The sequence below is a fragment of the Marmoricola sp. URHB0036 genome, from assembly GCF_000426045.1.
Classification (GTDB): Bacteria; Actinomycetota; Actinomycetes; order Propionibacteriales; family Nocardioidaceae; genus Marmoricola.
This window is the reverse complement of the sequence record NZ_KE384490.1, coordinates 59,989-76,225: the sequence shown is the minus strand read 5'-3', so window position 1 is coordinate 76,225 and position 16,237 is coordinate 59,989. Positions and strand designations below refer to the sequence as shown.

Genomic DNA, 16,237 nt, shown 5'->3' with positions numbered 1-16,237 from the left:
TTGGCTTCGCACACCCAAAATCTGGAAGATTCGCGCGCGATCTCGTTCGCTCCGGCGACTTACGGCACGCTGATGGCACAGGTTCGGTTGGAGCTCGACCAGGCACTGACGATCTCGGATCAACGTCCGATCGACGTACATCGAGCACATGCCGAGATTCTTGGCTACGAGCGATTCCTGCGCATTTCGGGGCACCACCTCAGTCTCTTGGCGTTCCTGGCCCAGACCGACTCGAGGGCCTGGCGCACCCTGAGCGAGCGACTTGCACACCTGCCGACGTGGGAGTCCAGCGAGGGAAGGTGGTCGCGGGCAGCCTCACTGTTGGGAACGGCACACGACCTCGTCTCGACGCACGTGGGCCCTGACCGTGGCCTGCGCACGCCGGAGATCGAAGACCTCGCCGGCGGGCCAGAAGTGATCTCGACGGCGCGCGAGATGTTGGATCGACTCGAGGCAGCTGCGCAAGCCGGCGAGCACATGCTCGACAGGGCGGCAAGGCGGCAGAGGCAGACCGAGGCTCACCCAACCACGACGCGCCACTACAGCGTCCTGCGGTCCGCAAGTCGCGCGATCGCCGTCTACGGCCGCGCCGCACACTGGGACTTGCGCGAGGCGAAGCCACCCTCGCCCGTGGACGGCTTTCAATCCCTGGCGGCCGCGCCACTGTCCCGAATCAGTCGCGCACCACGGTTCGAGGATTGCCTGCAAGCGCTGCGACTACTTCGTCACTTCGTGCGCAGGCAAGGGCACGGAGAGGTACCAGCAAGTGCCATCAGCCTTCGCGACCTGGCTCTCCTCGGCGCGCTGGTCACGGATCCGTCGCAACTCGGCGACCTCGAGGAGAGCGCAAACCCCGTGCTCCGCCTCGAGCACGCGCACTTCCGGGATCAGTTGGACTTTGCCCACCAGTCATGGCAGCAGCTTGCTGATCATCTGCTGACGCAGACTCAGGGACTGTCGAAAGCACCACGCGAATACGCGTTGGCAATCGAGCAGCTGCAGGGGCCGCTTGACCCGGCCCTTCGCGGCGCCATCGCTCGGGCGCTTCCCGAGCTCGGGCGCCGTGCCGGCGACACCGTCCGTCAGCTTGCGCTTCATAACGCACTGGTGAGCCGCCAGCGCGAGCCCGGGGCGCTGCAGGCTCACTGGCGTCCACTAAACCTTGAACATCGGGAGGCCCTGGCGGATCTGTTCGCCGAAGCAGGAGCCGCATCTGCTGCGATGGCAGCCCTAGGTCGCCCCAGTGTCACCAGCCACGAGCCGGTGGAGACGTTCCCCGCGGCAGCAAGGGGTCTGCATCGGAGTCACGCCCACCCCCACTCGGTGCAGCGATGAGCACAAACGCATCCCCTGCTTCCACAGACCGGCTCGTCGCAGCCAACGAGGACGCAGCCACCTTCTATCGACGACAACTCATGAGCCCTGAAAATGTTGGGCCGCGCGCCTACCTCTCCCAGAGAGGCTTCGGGCAGTTGCTCGAGGACAACCACTGGACCGTGGGTTTCGCGCCAGACGGGTGGACGTCTCTCCGCGACCACCTGTCGGCACTGGGGTACACGAATGAAACGCTGCTTTCGGCCGGCCTGCTGGCCGAAAGCCGGCGAGGACCATACGACCGCTTCCGCGGACGGATCACATTCGGCATACGAAATGATGCGGGAGAGCTCGTCGGCTTTACTGCCCGCTCGGCTCCCTATGCGGATGCCCGCGTTCCGAAGTACCTGAACACCCCTGCCACGAGGCTCTTCCATAAGAGCGCGGAGCTGTTCGGCTTGGGCGAGCAGGTCATTCACGGGGCCGAGTCGACGCTCGTGGCCATTGTGGAGGGACCGCTGGACGCGATCGCCATCGACATCGCCGGGCGAGAGTCACCCGACCATATTTCAGCACTCGCACTCTGCGGGACCGTGCTCAGCGCGACACATGTGGGTCATGTCCAATCCCTCAGTCCACGCGCAGTGATTGTGGTGCTCGACGAGGACGCGGCCGGGCGTTCAGGGCGCGAGCGCGCATACCTGCAGCTGCGCGACCGAATCGAGCATCTTCTATGCCCAACGTTTCCTCTAGACCACGACCCGGCCGACATCTTCCGGGCCTCGGGTGGGATCACGCTGCGTGAGCACTTGGCATCCACTCGTCCCCTCGCGGACCAGCTGGTCGACGACCGGCTCGCCTCGTGGCCCAACCTCGACGACAACGCAGAGGCACGAGTCGCTTGTCTGCGTGAGACGGCGGCCCTCGTTGCGTGCATGGGACCCGCGGACCTAACCCGAGAAGCCGGGAGGCTTCCCGCGGCGCTGAACCTCAGCCAGCAGACGGTGACACGCGAGCTCGCCGAGCGAGTCGCGGCGCCGACGACAAGGCTTCACCGCGCTCGCCTTTCGACGTAGAAGTTATCCACAGACTGTCCACTCATGGCTCCCCGCCGTATAGATCCGCGGCATCGTGATCTCGATCGTGGGTCCATCAACACCAGCCAATAGCAGCGACCCACGAGCAATCCGAGGTGGTGACGGTGACCCAGCAGGGTGACGAGGATGAGATGGCGATCGGCCTAACAGCGATCTGGTGCCTGGCACTTGCCCTCGCCGCGTGCGTGCTTGTCTGGCTTGCCTCGCTGTCCGCTCTGGCTCTGGACGGACAAGGGCCGCACAACACCCCGCTCTCCAGCAGCCCTGAGTTCGTGTTCAGACTTGTACAAGGAACTCCAGCAGAAAACGCGTGGGCAGATTCGTACGTCGATGCCGAGCCGCTGCATGCGGGCACGTTCTGGTGGGTTCTCGTGAGCTATGCCGCGTTGGTTCTCGCAACCAGTGTCTGGGTTCTGCTGACCTGGCCGCACAGCAAGACCACCGCATCGGATCCGGCCCACTGGGCCGGACGATCCGACGAAAGGCGCATGGCCGTCCGTCGAAAGCCAACACGTCGGCGCTGGCGCCTCGTCGCGGGACGCGGGGCATCGAGTCATCGACTTCTGGCGGGCGCCGACTGTGTTTCGGCGGTCGCCTTCGGCCCGAATGGATCGGGAAAGACCACGGGTCTGATCGTTCCGAACGTCCTGGATTGGGACGGACCGGTGGTGCTCACCACGGCCAAGGTTCAAGATCTCGAACCGATCTGCACCGCCCGTGCCCAGGTCGGACCGGTATGGATCGTTGCTCCGGGCGGCGCTGAAGGCCACGAAACCGTCGGGTGGTCGCCCGTCGCCGCGGCGCGAGATCCTGAAACGGCTGATCGCGTGGCCGAGTGGATGGTCGATTCCTCAGGCATGACATCGGATCCCAAGGGCCGGCCGTGGAACGCGCAGGCGCGCAAATACCTGAAGGGACTCCTTCTCGCGTCACATCTCGTCGGCGGTGGCATCAGTCAATGGATCCGATGGATTCACGCGGGTGAGCGGGTTCGGGATCACGTCGAGGAGATCCTGCGATCAGCCGGGCACGAGAGCACGGCGCAGGAGTATGCATCCACATGGCTCATCCACGAGGATGGCAAGGGCTCGGTCTTGTTCACCGCTCTCGGCCTTGCGGACACCTATTCGCGACCGGGGATCATGGCAGCGTCTGACAGCGGCGGGTTCTCCCCCACCGACCTGCTGGACCGCACCAGCACTCTGTGCATAGTGAGTCCCAGCGGTGAGGGTGAGCGCTTCGCGCCGTACTTCACCACAGTGGTCGGCGCCATCATTCACGAGGCAGAGAGTCGGGCTGCCGCCCAGGCACGACCCATCGAACCAAGGTTGCTGCTGGCTCTCGACGAGGCTGGCAACGTCTTCCGCTACCCCCGCCTCCCGCACCTGCTCACCACGGCGCGCGGCAACGGCATTCAGCTGCTACTGATTTACCACGACCTGGCGCAGCTCGAGCATCTGTACGGAGGTCGCGAGGTAGGACGAACGGTGCTCTCCAATGCCAAGATGCGCATGCTGTTGCCGGGCGTAGGGGATCTCGACACACTGAAGTACTGGTCAGATCTGATGGGCAGAACCCTCACGGAGAGCGAGGGAACGACCACCAGCCACGATGGCCGTCGCAGCCAGACTCGCAACCAGCATGAGATCGCCCTCGCTCCTCCCCATGTGCTGCAGCAATTGCCGGACGGTGAGGCGATCGTGCTGTACCAGAACCTGCCGCCCGCGCGAGTTCGTTTGCTCCCCTGGTTCGCCGATCGAAGGTTCCGTCACTTGAAGGGGCTCGCATGAGTCACGACAGCGCCGGCGACAGCCCCTTCGAACGGCTTCTCGTGAGCCAGGCGGAGCTAATCAGCCGCCTCCGCCGCGACCTCGACGAGCTCGCGAGCGAGTTCGCAGACACGGCTGCAGGTTTGATGGGCAGGATCGACGACCTCGACTCGACGAACGGGGCTGCCGCTCCGCGTGCCTGGAACTGGCGCGGCATAGGGCCACGGGCAGAGGAGGAACTCTGGTCGCAGCTCACGGCGTGGGTCGCGTGGATCCGACACCGCTATCCGTTGGCCAAGCGAATCCCACCGTGCTGGGCCAAACACACCGAGGTCGTCGAGGAACTCACCGCGCTGTGGCTCGCATGGCAACAGGCCTACGAGGACCGCCACGCCTCTTTGGCCGCTCCTGCGGAGTGGCACGACAGGTGGCTTCCCGGCGTTCTCTACCGCCTCGAACATGGGCCCTTCGCCCTCGACTGCGCCAGTGCTCACCAAGAGCGCCCACGACATGCTTACGGCGACCGGGGCAGGCGCGCGTCATGCGAAGCCGGCGAGCAAGGACGTGGCGCTCGACTCGAGAGCGGGTGACCATCATCAGCCGCGTCGATGTGCACGAGCTAAGGCGGCGGTAAGACGCGGTTCGTCGAGTGCACTCATCGCGGCAGATCCGGCCATGGCTCGCCATCAGTGGGCGGATACGGCGCGTGATCTCTTTGTGAGGGTCAGACCAGTACCCAGGGCCAGGAGCAAGATCAGATTCAAGCTGAGGTCGAGACTGGTGCGGCGGCCGATCCCGAGTGCGATTGTTGTCAGCCCCACCAAGGCGCCCAAGGCTGCGAAGCATTGTGCCGCGCAAGCAGCCCGACGGCTCCAGGGTGGGCGCGTCCAGGTGAGCAGGAGACCGAGGATCAAAACGGCTGAAATCAACGCCTCGGTGGCTCCGGCGGCGTGATGGCGGTAGCCGCCTATGAGCGCGCCGAAGTGGATCGACATCAGGACAAGGAAGATCGCTATTTGGGCGACCATCAAGGCTCGAACCATCCAGATGCTGCCGAATCGCCGGCCGCCGGGATCTGGTGCCGTCTGAATTTCTGCAGGAACCCGGCGCATCGGGTGGCCGGACTCGCTCATGCCAAGCTCGCTGGCCGAGGGACGATCTTCGCCCGGACGGTGGTCATACCAGGGCTTCGGCGGGTGTGACAGCCGCGGTCGCTCTCCTTGTCCACTTCGCCGTGTTCAGCCCGACAAGGAGAAGCCACAGGGCCAGCGAACCTTCGGCGAGAGGTGCGGGCAACTGGATCCAAGGGACCAGGTTGTCGGCATTTTTCGGTGTCAGGACATCCGCGAAGGCGTAGACGAGGTAGGCCACGGCGTCAATCGCCAACAAGACACCAAGGGCCCGCGGTAGGAACCCTGACTGGAACACCAGGTAGGCCAAGCAAAGAATGTCCAGGCCGAAGAACACGGTGTAGATGTTGTAGGCACCGTCGGAAAGTTCGCCGGGCAGGGATGCCAGCGCCTGAAGTTGCTGAGTCGGCAGGGCGTGGGCATAAGAGGCACTGTTCAGGAGCACCAGCGGTGCGAACTGGGTGATGATGCTGGCGGCCTCGATGGCTGTGGCGACCAGGACGAAGAACGCGTCAAGCAGGGCCAGCCTTCTATTCACTACCTTGAACAGCTCATAGAAGAGCAGAGCGAGCGGGACGTTTGTCACGACCACGACGATGTGCGCAGCGAGCCCGGCACGGTACAACAGCTCGTGCGACTGGATGTTCTGCGCCGTGGTGGCCGGATCCGTCGTGAACAGTGTGCCGTTCACGAAGCCGATCGCGAAGGCGCCACCAATAATGTTGACGAGGTAAAGAGCCCCCGCGATCCTGGCCAGCCGGCGAGGTGAGGTGCCAGCGACAAGTTGTGACGGTTCGGGGGCTGTCGTCAGGGGTTGTTCCGATGCTTGCCTCATGGTGCGCCCCCGACGAACGCGGACCGCGAAGGCGACAATCCGGCGTTCCACGCCACACCTGTCATCGAGATGTCGGCTCGACGCTGGCTATCCTGCGGAGACCTAGCGGGTTCCATGTTTCCCCCTACAACGAAGACTGGGACGTCGTTCTGGGCTCGCATGCTGCGCACCTGAGCACGCGCAGGCTTTCGATTGGGAACGTTTCGGTGCCTACGCTCGACCATCGACCTTCGCGGCCCGGCTTGTACATAGCGGTTTGGAAGTTTGGGCACTCCGACCCCGGTCGCCAGGTACGGGCGCAGACTCGAGCCCCGGGCTCGCACTGACCAACTCGAAACCTACGCGCCAACAGATACCCCTGCTGGGCTCGTGTGTCACCCGCCCACGCATCGAGAGATCCGGTTACTCCGGCGCGTCCTACAAGCGGTGAAAGGACGCTGCTCAATCCGCGCTCGTGCCAAGGCAGGCCTAGGGTCGTGACGTGAGAGAACTTCCCGTCCTCGATGCGACTGACCAGCGCATCCTTGGCAGCCTGCTGGAGAAGCAGGTGACCGTGCCCGCCACCTATCCCCTCTCCGCGAACGCACTGGTGTCGGCGTGCAACCAGACGAGCAGCCGCGACCCCGTCACCGACCTCGACCAGCGGACCGTCGAGCGGACCGCGAAGTCGCTTAAGGAACGCGGGCTGCTGCGGATCGTGTGGTCCGATACCGGGCGCCGGACGCTGAAGTACCACCAGACCCTCGACGAGCATCTCGCCCTCGAGCCCGACGAGCGGGCGCTGCTCACGGTGCTGCTGCTCCGCGGCGCGCAGGCGCCGGGTGAGCTGCGCACTCGCACCGAGCGGTTGCACGGGTTCACCGACCGGGGCCAGGTCGAGGAGTGCCTGCGCCGGATGGCGAGCCGCCCGCAACCGCTGGTGTGCGAACTCGAGCGCCGGTCTGGCCAGCAGGATCCGCGCTGGATCCACGTCCTGGGCGCCGAGTCGGAGCGGACCTCAGGCCAAACCGGCCCAGCTGGGAGTGCCAACCCGTCGCATATCCGCGTCATGCAGATCATCGCCGACCTCCAGGTACCCGACCTCCCAGCCTCCAGGAGCTTCTACAGCGACTACCTCGGTTTAGCCGAAGAGGAGTTCAACCTGGGCTGGGTGGCCCGCCACACGTCACCAGTAACCAGGGCGACGCTTCAGGTGATGACCAGCGATGCCACCGCGCCCGTGGACCCCGTGGTCTCGGTCATGGTCGATGACGTCGAGGCCGCCTACCGCCAAGCACAGGATCGTGGGTACGAGATCGTGCATCCCCTGACAACCGAGGCCTGGGGCGTGACACGCTTCTTCGTCCGCGCTCCCGATGGCAACGTGCTCAACGTCGTTCAGCATCACGCGAGCTGAGGATCTTGGTCATCCGCGGCGAAAAGACGCGAGTTGGCAGAGAGACGGCAGCGGGTGCAGCACTGCGGATCTCATGGCGCTCTGCCTTGGGTCCGACTCCCCGTAGCTGACCGCTAGTCGATTGCGGTGACCTCTCCGTCGTTGTCCGGCTCCACCTCTCGTTGCGCAAACGTGATTCCGGGTGATCGCTCGCCCTTCAGCAGAGCCATGAGCTCACGCGCCGTGTCGAATTCTTCGCCGCCTGTGGTGGGGGGCGTCACGTGCAGGGCGTCGTATAGCGCGAAGCGCGAAAGGTCCGTAACCGTTTCGATCGCAACGTTGTAGGAGGCGGCCGAAGCTACGACCCCCAGATAGGACGCGTACGCGAGTGCGAACGGGACCAATGCGAAGAGGCACCAGAGCCCGTCGTCAGAGAAGAGCACTGCGGTTATCGCCGTAGCGAGCGCGCCCACTAGGCACATCGTGATCGCTAGATCCATGGCTTTTTGTCGGTCTTCTACATATGCGTAGTGGCTTGGATCCGCGATCAAGCTCAGGTGCGGGGCGATGACTACAGTCTCGAGCCCGTACTGGGTACCCGCTTCGTCTTCCGATCGGCGCAGCACATTTCCGAGTCGGGTAGGCATGACTCGGTAGAGCTTCGCTGGGTACGAACGAAGCTGTCTTTCGTAAGCTTGTTGTGCCAAGTAGGCAGGCAGCATCACTCGGCCACCTGGACGCGCCAAGGCGCGGCGCGCACGCTTTTCCCTTCGCGCCCAGTCTTCTCCTCTGGGGGCGACGGGCGCGGTATCTGTCGCGTTCGCCAAGCGCTCCCCTCTCACAACCCAATCTTGGTACGAACAGTCGCGGGCCTTTCTCAAGCTCACGGCGTTCCGGTGGTGACGCTTGACTTGGGCAAGTGCCAAGGCTCGACCGAGGCGACTCACGCCCCAATAGCCTTCCAAGACCTGCGTAAAGACAAATTGCAGTGGGTGGATAAGGAGTGCGACGACAAGGGACGCCGCAATGAACCACGCGAGGTCTTGCCATCCGAATCCGTGCAGGGCAGGCGCAAGACGTCCGACATCGATGGGACCACGCCAGGCCCCAACCGAGAGCAGAAGCCAGACATAAACCACAAGAAGTGCAGATGGAATGGCGTTGGTGACGGCGAAGTATTTTCCAACACTGGCGCTCGAAGACACGGCAGCGTCGACTGGCGAAAACCCGGGCATCACTCAGTCGTCCACGAGCACAAGTTCGCGCGCGGCGTCGTCCCAGGAGTGCACGTGCCCGCCGTCACAGACGTACTCGTCATCTTCCTTGAAGAGCGCCAGGCCGCAGCCTTTCTGGGGGCAGAACCTAGGCGCCGTGGCATCACTTTCGCCAGCCCTGCGCGGGTCTCCGCGGTCGGGAAGCCATGCAGACGCAACCCCAATGCCTATGAGCAAAAGCGGCAGTCGCATAGCTTCACCTTGACCTACGTCATTGATGCACGGTCATCCTATTGCGAAATCCGCGAACTGAACACGGCGTGCCTACCCAATGACGCCTCAAAGGAGGTGTAGCGCTTCCAATGTGGAGTTGGATAGCGGCCGAGCAGCCGCGGACCCAGGGAGCGCCTTAACGCGGACACGCTCCTTACCCAGCCCCCTCTGGCTGCTCCTCCTGGCGCTCCTTCTGTTCATAGCCGGCGGGCTATGCGCTACCACCCTCGGGCTGGTCAGCCCGCACAGAGTCGATCAGTGCGCAATCGGCTCCGAGCGCGCCGGCACAAGCGGCCCCGATATGCACGGCGCCGATCTGACTGACGCGAGGCTCGCAGGCGCCAAGCTTTGTGGTGCCGACCTGGGCGGGGCCATTCTGCGCGGTGCCTGCCTTCGTGGCGCGCACCTCGATCGAGCTGACCTCACAGGCGCCATCCTGACCGGCGCTGACCTGACTGCTGCGACTACCTCCGGAACGGTTGGACTGCCAGACGAGGTGCCCAACTCGACTTCGGCCTGTAGCAGCGGATAGCAGCACGAGTGCCGGCGATCGCGGCGGAAAGACCCACACAGCGTGGCGGGTCCAAAAGGCGCTGGGCCGCGCGGCGGAGAGTGTTGCCCAGCTAGGGCGTCCAGAGTTGCGTCCACCGCCTGTACAGGCCGCAGGTCCCCAGGCGGAACGGCAACAGGGGACCCGCAGAGCGGGCCCTACTCGTGATCCACCAGCAGATGAGACCAACACGCGTGTGCACGGTGTGGTCATGCATTCTGGCTATATCCGCCTCCCTGGACTGGCGGATAGCGGCCCGCAACAACACCGGAGGCGGGGAGGTTAAGAGATTGCAGAGACTCACCCGGATCATCAAGACAGCTGCAGGTTCGCTCCTCGGCATCCCCCTCGCAATGGGAGCCCTTCCAGCGTCAGCAAGTGCCGCCGACTCTCCCCCGGACCCTCTAGGTGCCTCATTTCAGTCGCGACAATTTCTTGGGGACCGGGACGTCGTCTACGTGCAAGGCCAGCGCGTGCACGCCGGGCAGTACGAAATCCGCCTGCGTAGCAAGGAAGTCATCCCGGTATACCGCTTGGACCCTTCTGGCTTGCGTTCAGAACAGAGTTGGGAGATCGGGCAACCCAACACCCCCGGTCTCCACGGCGTAGTCACCGCGCTCTGGCTCGTCCACTCAACCCCACCTGGCACGCAGCTCGTGTCAGACGACTTGGAGGCCGCGGCTCAGCAGGTAGCCATTTGGTCAACAGGACACCTAATGCAGATCACGAAGGCGAGCGTGCCCGACACGGCCCTTCGAAGGCGAGCGTCCTACATCGCGCGGCACGCCCCAAACAACGGCACGGCCGCCCTCACGTTCGGCAACTACGGACTGCGGCCCTACCTACGGGCCGCGGACTGGCGAACCCTCTTGGTAGCAGTCACGCTCGACCAAGGCTCAGACAATGCCAAGCCCTCCAAGACCCAAGAAGTCGACATCCGCATCGGAGGGCACTCGCAGGTCATTCAAGTAGGCGAATTCAAGGACCTGCGCAACTTTCAACATCCCTCGGGGGGCGTCAAGCGAATCGCTGACGCAACTACGGCCGAGGTCAAGCTCAAGCGCCCGACCGTAACCACGCCTATCACCTTCGGCTGGCCAGTCACCTACGAACCGGGACTGGTGCTCCTCGGCAACGGCGGAGGACCGTCTCTCATCACCGCGAGGCCAGCAAACGTCACAGTCGAAGAGACACTCACGATCGACCCCGACGACCTACCGACCCCAGCCGACTTCATGGCCAGAACGGCCTACGACTTCTTGGTCGGCCTGCCGGCATGGCTGGACTGGATTCTCGTGCTTGTCGCGATTTACCTCATTCCAAAAATCAGCAAAGTTATCGACTGGACCGTTAGCGCCACCCTGCGCCGAAACAAGGGCAAGCATCAGAAGCAGGCATCGACCGGCGGCTAACGCGCTGGCCGGAGGGTCACACACCGACGCGGTGGGGCGAGATCAAGGCGTTCCGCGAAAGCCACAACCCAGGCCGACCACCGCGCAAAGCCTGAGCGGCCCAAAGGACGTGACGCACCCAACTCCGGGCGCTCCTGCATGACGTCGCGGACCCCCCGAGGGCGACTGCAAGACGCAACGTGCCAGACGGGAAGAGCGAAGGCACTGGGTGGACAATCAACCTCCCCGCCGAACCAAGGTCGCTGACCCAGGAAGCATCGTGCTGTTCAACACAGTTCTGCCCGTCATGAACTTCGACCTGCCCAACGCCATCCGGGTGCTCAAGGATCACGAGCTGAGGCTTAGCAACTTTGCGGGGACCGCAGCCCAGGATCGGTTGAATAGTTATCAAGCCGGGGTAAGCGATGAGGCAGGCTATGCGAGTCAGTAGCGAGGCAGAGACAGCAAGTTGTCCGTCCAGCGACCGTCAGCATGCGTCCGGAGATAGGGCGGCGATGCGTTGACGACGCCGACGTGTACCTCGCCTTGCTGATCGGCCACGCGGACGTCGCCGCCTTGATTGATGAACGTCACCATCTGGTCGGTGTTGGAGTAGCCGATCTGCTGCTTGCCCGACTCCAGCCATTGCACAGCGCCAATGTGCTCGTGGTCAGAGGCATTGGAGGGCTCCATGTGGATGGCCTGGATGTACACAGCCATGACTAAGCCTGCAGCGCTTCGTAGCCGGCCAGTACCGCCGAGGCGCTGATCGCGACCAGCGCCTGGGCCTGGGCCGGACTCAGCCCGAGCGCCGCGCCCTGACTACGCGCCAATTGACGGGCGACAGCAACCAGGCCGATCGCAAGACCGAGCCCGATCACTGCTCCCCATTGATCCTCGTTCATTCGTATCTCCATTCTGAATACAGCCATCCGCCCATCGCGGGCCGCCTCACCGTCACTATGGAGGACCCCGCCGACACAATCCTCGAGCTCAAATACCGGCTCGAGCAGGAGCAGTCACGCGGGTGTTCGCCACCACATGCGTGGAAACAAACCGCCGTTTGTCAGGTTGGTCGGGCAGAGTGATTGTCGAGCACCCCTAACTGAGAGGCATGGTCGCAGTGTCAGATCCCGACATCACCACACAGCAGACAATTGCTTCCCGCGACAACAGGGCCGACGGTCAGACTGGAAACGACCCCGCACACAAACTTCAGTCCTTGGCTGCAACTTTTCAAGCCGACCAGCACGGCAACTATGTCGCGCACCTAGAAGCGGCCGTCTCCGACCCCAAGAACAGGAACATTGCGCTCACCGGGCGCTACGGCACCGGGAAGTCCAGTGTGTTGGACAAATTCGAGGAGAAGCATCGGGATCGCACCCTGCGCGTCAGTATCACCACACTCGGCCCGGACCGTGACGACGAGGGACTCACGAATCGGATCCAGAAGGAACTGGTCAAGCAGCTCATCTATCGGACCAAGCCCGCCGATCTGCGCTCCTCCCGTTTCGCCCGCACCGATCCCCTGAACCCGTGGAAAGCTCTCGGGCAGGCTGCGGCCGCCGTGGCGGTCGTCCTTCCGTTACTCATGCTGACGGGCTGGCTGCCCCACATAGCCGGAACCGCGCACCAAGAGACCACCTCGACACGGATCGCAGCGTGGCTGCTGTTCGTCGTCCTTACGACCCTGGCGGCATGGGCGGCGCGGATGGCGCTCGGTAGCCGCATCATCACCGGCCTGTCGACGGCCGGCGCTTCGATCACGCTCAAGGAACGCGAAGACACCTACTTCGACGCCTACCTGGACGAGTTGGTGACGTACTTCGACGGAGGTCGAGAGGACTACGTCATCTTCGAGGACCTGGACCGGTTCGACGACCCGGAGATCTTCGACTCGCTCCGCGAGCTCAACACGATCCTCAACGCCTCGCCTCGCCGAGTGAAGAAGTCCGACAAGAGGCAGCTGTGCTTCATCTACGCAATCAAGGACAGTCTTTTCGAGCGACTCGGCGAGACAGAGTCCGCAGACACTGACGGCTCCTCGGATGCCCCCGATGACAAGGCCATGTCCCATCAGGAGGTGACGGCAATCCAACCAAGCGCCTTCGGCGAGGATCCAAGCCGCGCCGTCCGTGGCTCGATGGCCGAGAGGGCGAACCGAACCAAGTTCTTCGACGTCGTCATTCCGATGGTGCCGTTCCTTTCCCACCGGAACGCCCGTGACGTCCTGGACCACGAAATGCGGAAGCGCGACGTCCCCGAGGGAACCGTGTCGCGAGGGTTGTTGTCCTTGGTTGCTCGGCACACAACGGACATGCGGTTGATGCTGAACATCCTGAATGAGTTCGTGGTCTATGCCGAGCACCTGTTGTGGGTAAAGAAGCCAGCACCCGAGATCACGGGCGATCGCCTGTTCGCACTGGTCGCGTACAAGAACTTCCATCTCGCCGACTTCGAGGCAGTACCCGCGCGAGAAAGCACGCTGGATAGTCTCGATCAGAAACATCGACAAATGGTCCGCGCGGCAGTCAGTGCGCGCCAGGCACAGAAGTCGGCAGCCGCGGATCACGTTGCTCGGCAACGAAACACCAGTCCAGTCGCCGATCGACTCGGACGCATGGTCGTCGCTGCCGCGAACCTGGCCGTGAAGCCGAGCTACCCCAAACACGCCATCGCCCTGCACGTGGGGAATGACACCTTCACAGCGGACACCGCGCGCACTCCGCTGTTCTGGCAGAAGGTCGCAGAGCACCAGGCGATAACCGTCCAAGCCCGGGACACGAACGACGACGCCATCACCGATGTCGTGACGTGGAACGCCCAAGAACTGAAGCACGCGTTCAGTGACGGCATGGACCAGGAGACGTGGAGCGACACACTATCCCAGGCGCAGGAAAAGCGCATCAAGGAACTGGACGCCGAGATCGACGCCTTGCGCGGTGCCGACTACTCCGAGCTCGCTAAGGAAGAAGAGATTAAGGATTCAGATGGCAAGACCTTCGATGAGCACGTGGAGGCCTTGCCGTCCGAGCTAGCGCGCGAGCTCGTACGGAGTGGCTTCATCAACCGCAACTTCGCTACCTACTCGGCAGCGTTCTACGGCACCTTCGCCGGAATTGACGCCGAGACGTTCTACTACCGAAGCGTCCTGCCGAACGAAATGCTGCTTGACCACTCCTTCACCACGCCGGAGGGCATCTCCCACCTCCTGGCGCAGGTCGAGCAGACCGAGCCAGATTTCTACGGCAGCATCAGCGCACTGAACCCACAGATCGTCACATATTTACTCGACCAGTGGCCCGCACGTGGCCGAGAAGTCGCCTCTTTCCTCGCCAGCCACTTCGACGCCAACGCGCAGGAGTTCATGACTGCCTACCTGGCCGAGGACAAGGCCCCCCACGGGAAGCTCGTACAAGCCCTCACTGCTCACCCATGGGTCGAGATTTTCAACTACCTCGTCTCCGACGACGTCCCCGAGCACCTAAAGGCCACGCTCGTAGACGCGGCACTCCTTACTGCAGTCACGGAAAGTGATTTCCACCTGAATGACAGCGCACGCGAGTTCATCGCAACCAACTTTGGCGAACTGACCGCGTTTACCGAGCCCCAGGACGAACCACGGCCAGCCACAGTGCTCGGCTTCGCCCAACGGGCGAGCATGCTCGTCGAGGATCTCAACGACGTCGCCAAGCCACTCCGCGACCTCTTGGTCGAGCATCACATGTACGCGCTCACAGCCCACAACCTGCGGGTCGCACTCGACGGTGACGGTGCCGTCCCGCTGGACCAGGTCGCCGAAAACCCCGACGTTGCCGCTTACTGCCACGACAAGATTGACGACTACCTGTCCGCCATCGCTGAGGACGATGCGACACCACACTCGGTAGAAGCACCCGCCACCCTGCAGTCATTACTTTCGGAGAAGTACGAGGAATGGACCGCCGAACAACTCGAAGCCGTTCTCGCCTCCAGCTCGCCCAACAGTGCACTCAACGACCTTGGCCGAATCACGCAAGAGTGCTGGACGCTTTTGGCGAAGTACCGGCGCTTCACTCTGACGGTGCCGAACCTGCAGGCCTACACGGCCCAGTTCAACGTGGACGCCCCCCTTGCAAAGCATCTCGTCTCGGAAGGGGCGCGGATACACGTCAGTGACGACACCTCCGAGGATCAAGAGCCGCGCCTGGCGCTTGCACTGACGCTGCTCAACGCACACGATCAGCTCAGCGCCCCCGACCGCACGCGGCTCACCACCGATTTGGGCATTGGGCCAGGTGACCTGCAGGTTGACCAGATCACGCCAGTTGCCGACGACCTACTCGCCGAGGCGCTTGACCGTAACCTCGTTGAGCCGTCGGAGGCCACGTTCACTCATTTCCTCGGCGCCGGGTGGGCGGCGGTGTCCACGGCAGTCAAGCGCCACGAGCAGCTGCGGCCCTTCGTCACTCCCGATCGCGTCAGTGGCGCGGCGGTCCGGGAGCTACTCGACGACGACGACGGCGACGCGCAAGTCCAACAAGCCGTCCTCGAGAATTTTGACGAGTTCGTGCCACCGACGGCGTCTGCCGAGCTTCACCGAGCAGCAGCAATCCGCGGCGCAAAGCTAAGCACCAGCCTGGCCATCCCGCAGATCAGTCGAATCGCCGACCACGTGCCGGACGCCGATCTTGTACTGCCTTTGCTAGCGCAACATGACGGGCTTGACGGAGACCAGCTGGTGAGTGTGTTGGTGAAGCTTGGCGCCCCGTACGACCAGCTCCAAACACCAGAACGCCAGTTCGCCCTCCCGGAAGGCGAGGCCGCGCTAAAAGTGTTCCGGAGGCTTGAGGCGACCGAAAAGGTACGGCTGAGCAGCAGTCGCAAGGAGGGAGAACAGGTGCACGTGCGCTGACAGGGTGAGTCATTCTGGGCGCTGTGCCGTAACTCTCCGGACAGTCGCTTCCCGGACGAGGTCATGGATTGCAGCGAACATCCGCAGGGATCTCCAGTCCCCAGTGAGATGGTCAGTCGACCCAAACGAGGTGGACGGGCCAAGCAACGGGCTTGTGCTGACGTGGCGTGAACATCTGCTCGAAGTAGTGCGGCTCCGTGAGGATGTAGACGATCGCTCCGCCGTGGCCGTCTGTCTGAACCTCACTGACCGCACGCATGTCATGGACGAAGCCGTCCGGCGTTGAAAGGACTACGCGCTTGCCGGCGAGGGCCGGCTCGTTGACTGCAGGACGACGTTCGTGAGTCGGCGGCGCCCCAAAGTACGGGTAGCTAGCCACGACTCGGGCACCTCCT

At 63.5% G+C, this 16,237-nt stretch carries 15 protein-coding genes; 9 read left to right on the top strand and 6 right to left on the bottom strand.

Going from position 1 to position 16,237, the window contains the following annotated elements; all coding sequences use genetic code 11:
- The 4 genes from H976_RS29745 (at window position 1) to H976_RS29180 (ending at window position 4,770) form a co-directional block, all read left to right on the top strand.
- Window positions 1-1,335 (top strand): hypothetical protein, encoded by a 1,335-nt coding sequence (locus H976_RS29745; RefSeq protein WP_036227617.1) that lies wholly within the window; start codon window positions 1-3, stop codon window positions 1,333-1,335.
- The gene (locus H976_RS29190) at window positions 1,332-2,390 is read left to right on the top strand and encodes a toprim domain-containing protein (RefSeq protein ID WP_081683091.1); all 1,059 of its coding nucleotides are present in this window, start codon (window positions 1,332-1,334) and stop codon (window positions 2,388-2,390) included. The genes H976_RS29745 and H976_RS29190 overlap by 4 nt, the downstream gene beginning before the upstream one ends.
- Before the next feature lie 125 nt (window positions 2,391-2,515).
- Window positions 2,516-4,201: a type IV secretory system conjugative DNA transfer family protein gene (locus tag H976_RS29740; protein ID WP_155918597.1), complete on the top strand. Its 1,686-nt coding sequence runs from the start codon at window positions 2,516-2,518 to the stop codon at window positions 4,199-4,201.
- Window positions 4,198-4,770, top strand: coding sequence for a hypothetical protein (locus H976_RS29180; RefSeq protein ID WP_027863065.1), 573 nt, complete (start codon window positions 4,198-4,200; stop codon window positions 4,768-4,770). Before H976_RS29740 ends, H976_RS29180 begins: the two co-directional genes overlap by 4 nt.
- A 96-nt stretch (window positions 4,771-4,866) precedes the next feature.
- Here H976_RS29180 and H976_RS0120615 read toward each other — a convergent pair whose 3' ends face one another.
- Complete coding sequence (locus H976_RS0120615; protein WP_196804168.1) at window positions 4,867-5,313, bottom strand: hypothetical protein; 447 nt, start codon at window positions 5,311-5,313, stop codon at window positions 4,867-4,869.
- A gap of 43 nt (window positions 5,314-5,356) precedes the next feature.
- The gene (locus tag H976_RS27685; protein ID WP_051277201.1) at window positions 5,357-6,196 is read right to left on the bottom strand and encodes a DUF4386 domain-containing protein; all 840 of its coding nucleotides are present in this window, start codon (window positions 6,194-6,196) and stop codon (window positions 5,357-5,359) included.
- 430 nt (window positions 6,197-6,626) lie between these two features.
- On the opposite strand from H976_RS27685, the gene H976_RS30775 reads away from it, so the two are divergent.
- Window positions 6,627-7,541, top strand: a complete 915-nt coding sequence (locus H976_RS30775) for a DUF480 domain-containing protein (protein WP_231389007.1) — start codon at window positions 6,627-6,629, stop codon at window positions 7,539-7,541.
- A gap of 113 nt (window positions 7,542-7,654) precedes the next feature.
- Here the strand turns inward: H976_RS30775 and H976_RS30195 are convergent, their stop codons facing one another.
- The gene (locus H976_RS30195; protein ID WP_155918594.1) at window positions 7,655-8,725 is read right to left on the bottom strand and encodes a hypothetical protein; all 1,071 of its coding nucleotides are present in this window, start codon (window positions 8,723-8,725) and stop codon (window positions 7,655-7,657) included.
- Between the two features lie 340 nt (window positions 8,726-9,065).
- Here H976_RS30195 and H976_RS31190 point away from each other — a divergent pair, with 340 nt between their 5' ends.
- The 3 genes from H976_RS31190 to H976_RS30190 all read left to right on the top strand — a co-directional run bounded on the left by H976_RS31190 (window position 9,066) and on the right by H976_RS30190 (window position 11,399).
- Window positions 9,066-9,539, top strand: coding sequence for a pentapeptide repeat-containing protein (locus tag H976_RS31190; RefSeq protein ID WP_081683089.1), 474 nt, complete (start codon window positions 9,066-9,068; stop codon window positions 9,537-9,539).
- Between the two features lie 734 nt (window positions 9,540-10,273).
- The gene (locus tag H976_RS0120585; protein ID WP_027863061.1) at window positions 10,274-10,969 is read left to right on the top strand and encodes a hypothetical protein; all 696 of its coding nucleotides are present in this window, start codon (window positions 10,274-10,276) and stop codon (window positions 10,967-10,969) included.
- A 259-nt stretch (window positions 10,970-11,228) separates the two neighbouring features.
- Window positions 11,229-11,399: a hypothetical protein gene (locus H976_RS30190; RefSeq protein WP_155918590.1), complete on the top strand. Its 171-nt coding sequence runs from the start codon at window positions 11,229-11,231 to the stop codon at window positions 11,397-11,399.
- Here the strand turns inward: H976_RS30190 and H976_RS0120575 are convergent.
- Both H976_RS0120575 and H976_RS27675 read right to left on the bottom strand, forming a co-directional pair.
- Complete coding sequence (locus H976_RS0120575; RefSeq protein WP_027863060.1) at window positions 11,393-11,668, bottom strand: DUF3892 domain-containing protein; 276 nt, start codon at window positions 11,666-11,668, stop codon at window positions 11,393-11,395. The genes H976_RS30190 and H976_RS0120575 overlap by 7 nt on opposite strands.
- A gap of 2 nt (window positions 11,669-11,670) precedes the next feature.
- Window positions 11,671-11,853, bottom strand: coding sequence for a hypothetical protein (locus H976_RS27675; protein WP_036227615.1), 183 nt, complete (start codon window positions 11,851-11,853; stop codon window positions 11,671-11,673).
- 218 nt (window positions 11,854-12,071) lie between these two features.
- Between H976_RS27675 and H976_RS0120565 the strand changes: the two genes are divergently transcribed.
- Entirely contained in the window at window positions 12,072-15,842 is a 3,771-nt protein-coding gene (locus H976_RS0120565) for a hypothetical protein (RefSeq protein WP_155918588.1), read from the top strand.
- A 112-nt stretch (window positions 15,843-15,954) separates the two neighbouring features.
- On the opposite strand, the gene H976_RS30185 is transcribed toward H976_RS0120565, so the two are convergent.
- Entirely contained in the window at window positions 15,955-16,221 is a 267-nt protein-coding gene (locus H976_RS30185) for a hypothetical protein (protein WP_155918585.1), read from the bottom strand.
- Window positions 16,222-16,237 lie beyond the last annotated feature (16 nt).

Coding starts and splice junctions, on each gene's coding strand:
- H976_RS0120585 (WP_027863061.1), top strand. CDS start 10,274: ATGCAGATCACGAAGGCGAGCGTGCCCGACACGGCCCTTCGAAGGCGA.
- H976_RS31190 (WP_081683089.1), top strand. CDS start 9,066: ATGACGCCTCAAAGGAGGTGTAGCGCTTCCAATGTGGAGTTGGATAGC.
- H976_RS0120615 (WP_196804168.1), bottom strand. CDS start 5,313: ATGAGCGAGTCCGGCCACCCGATGCGCCGGGTTCCTGCAGAAATTCAG.
- H976_RS29190 (WP_081683091.1), top strand. CDS start 1,332: ATGAGCACAAACGCATCCCCTGCTTCCACAGACCGGCTCGTCGCAGCC.
- H976_RS0120575 (WP_027863060.1), bottom strand. CDS start 11,668: ATGGCTGTGTACATCCAGGCCATCCACATGGAGCCCTCCAATGCCTCT.
- H976_RS29180 (WP_027863065.1), top strand. CDS start 4,198: ATGAGTCACGACAGCGCCGGCGACAGCCCCTTCGAACGGCTTCTCGTG.
- H976_RS27675 (WP_036227615.1), bottom strand. CDS start 11,853: ATGAACGAGGATCAATGGGGAGCAGTGATCGGGCTCGGTCTTGCGATC.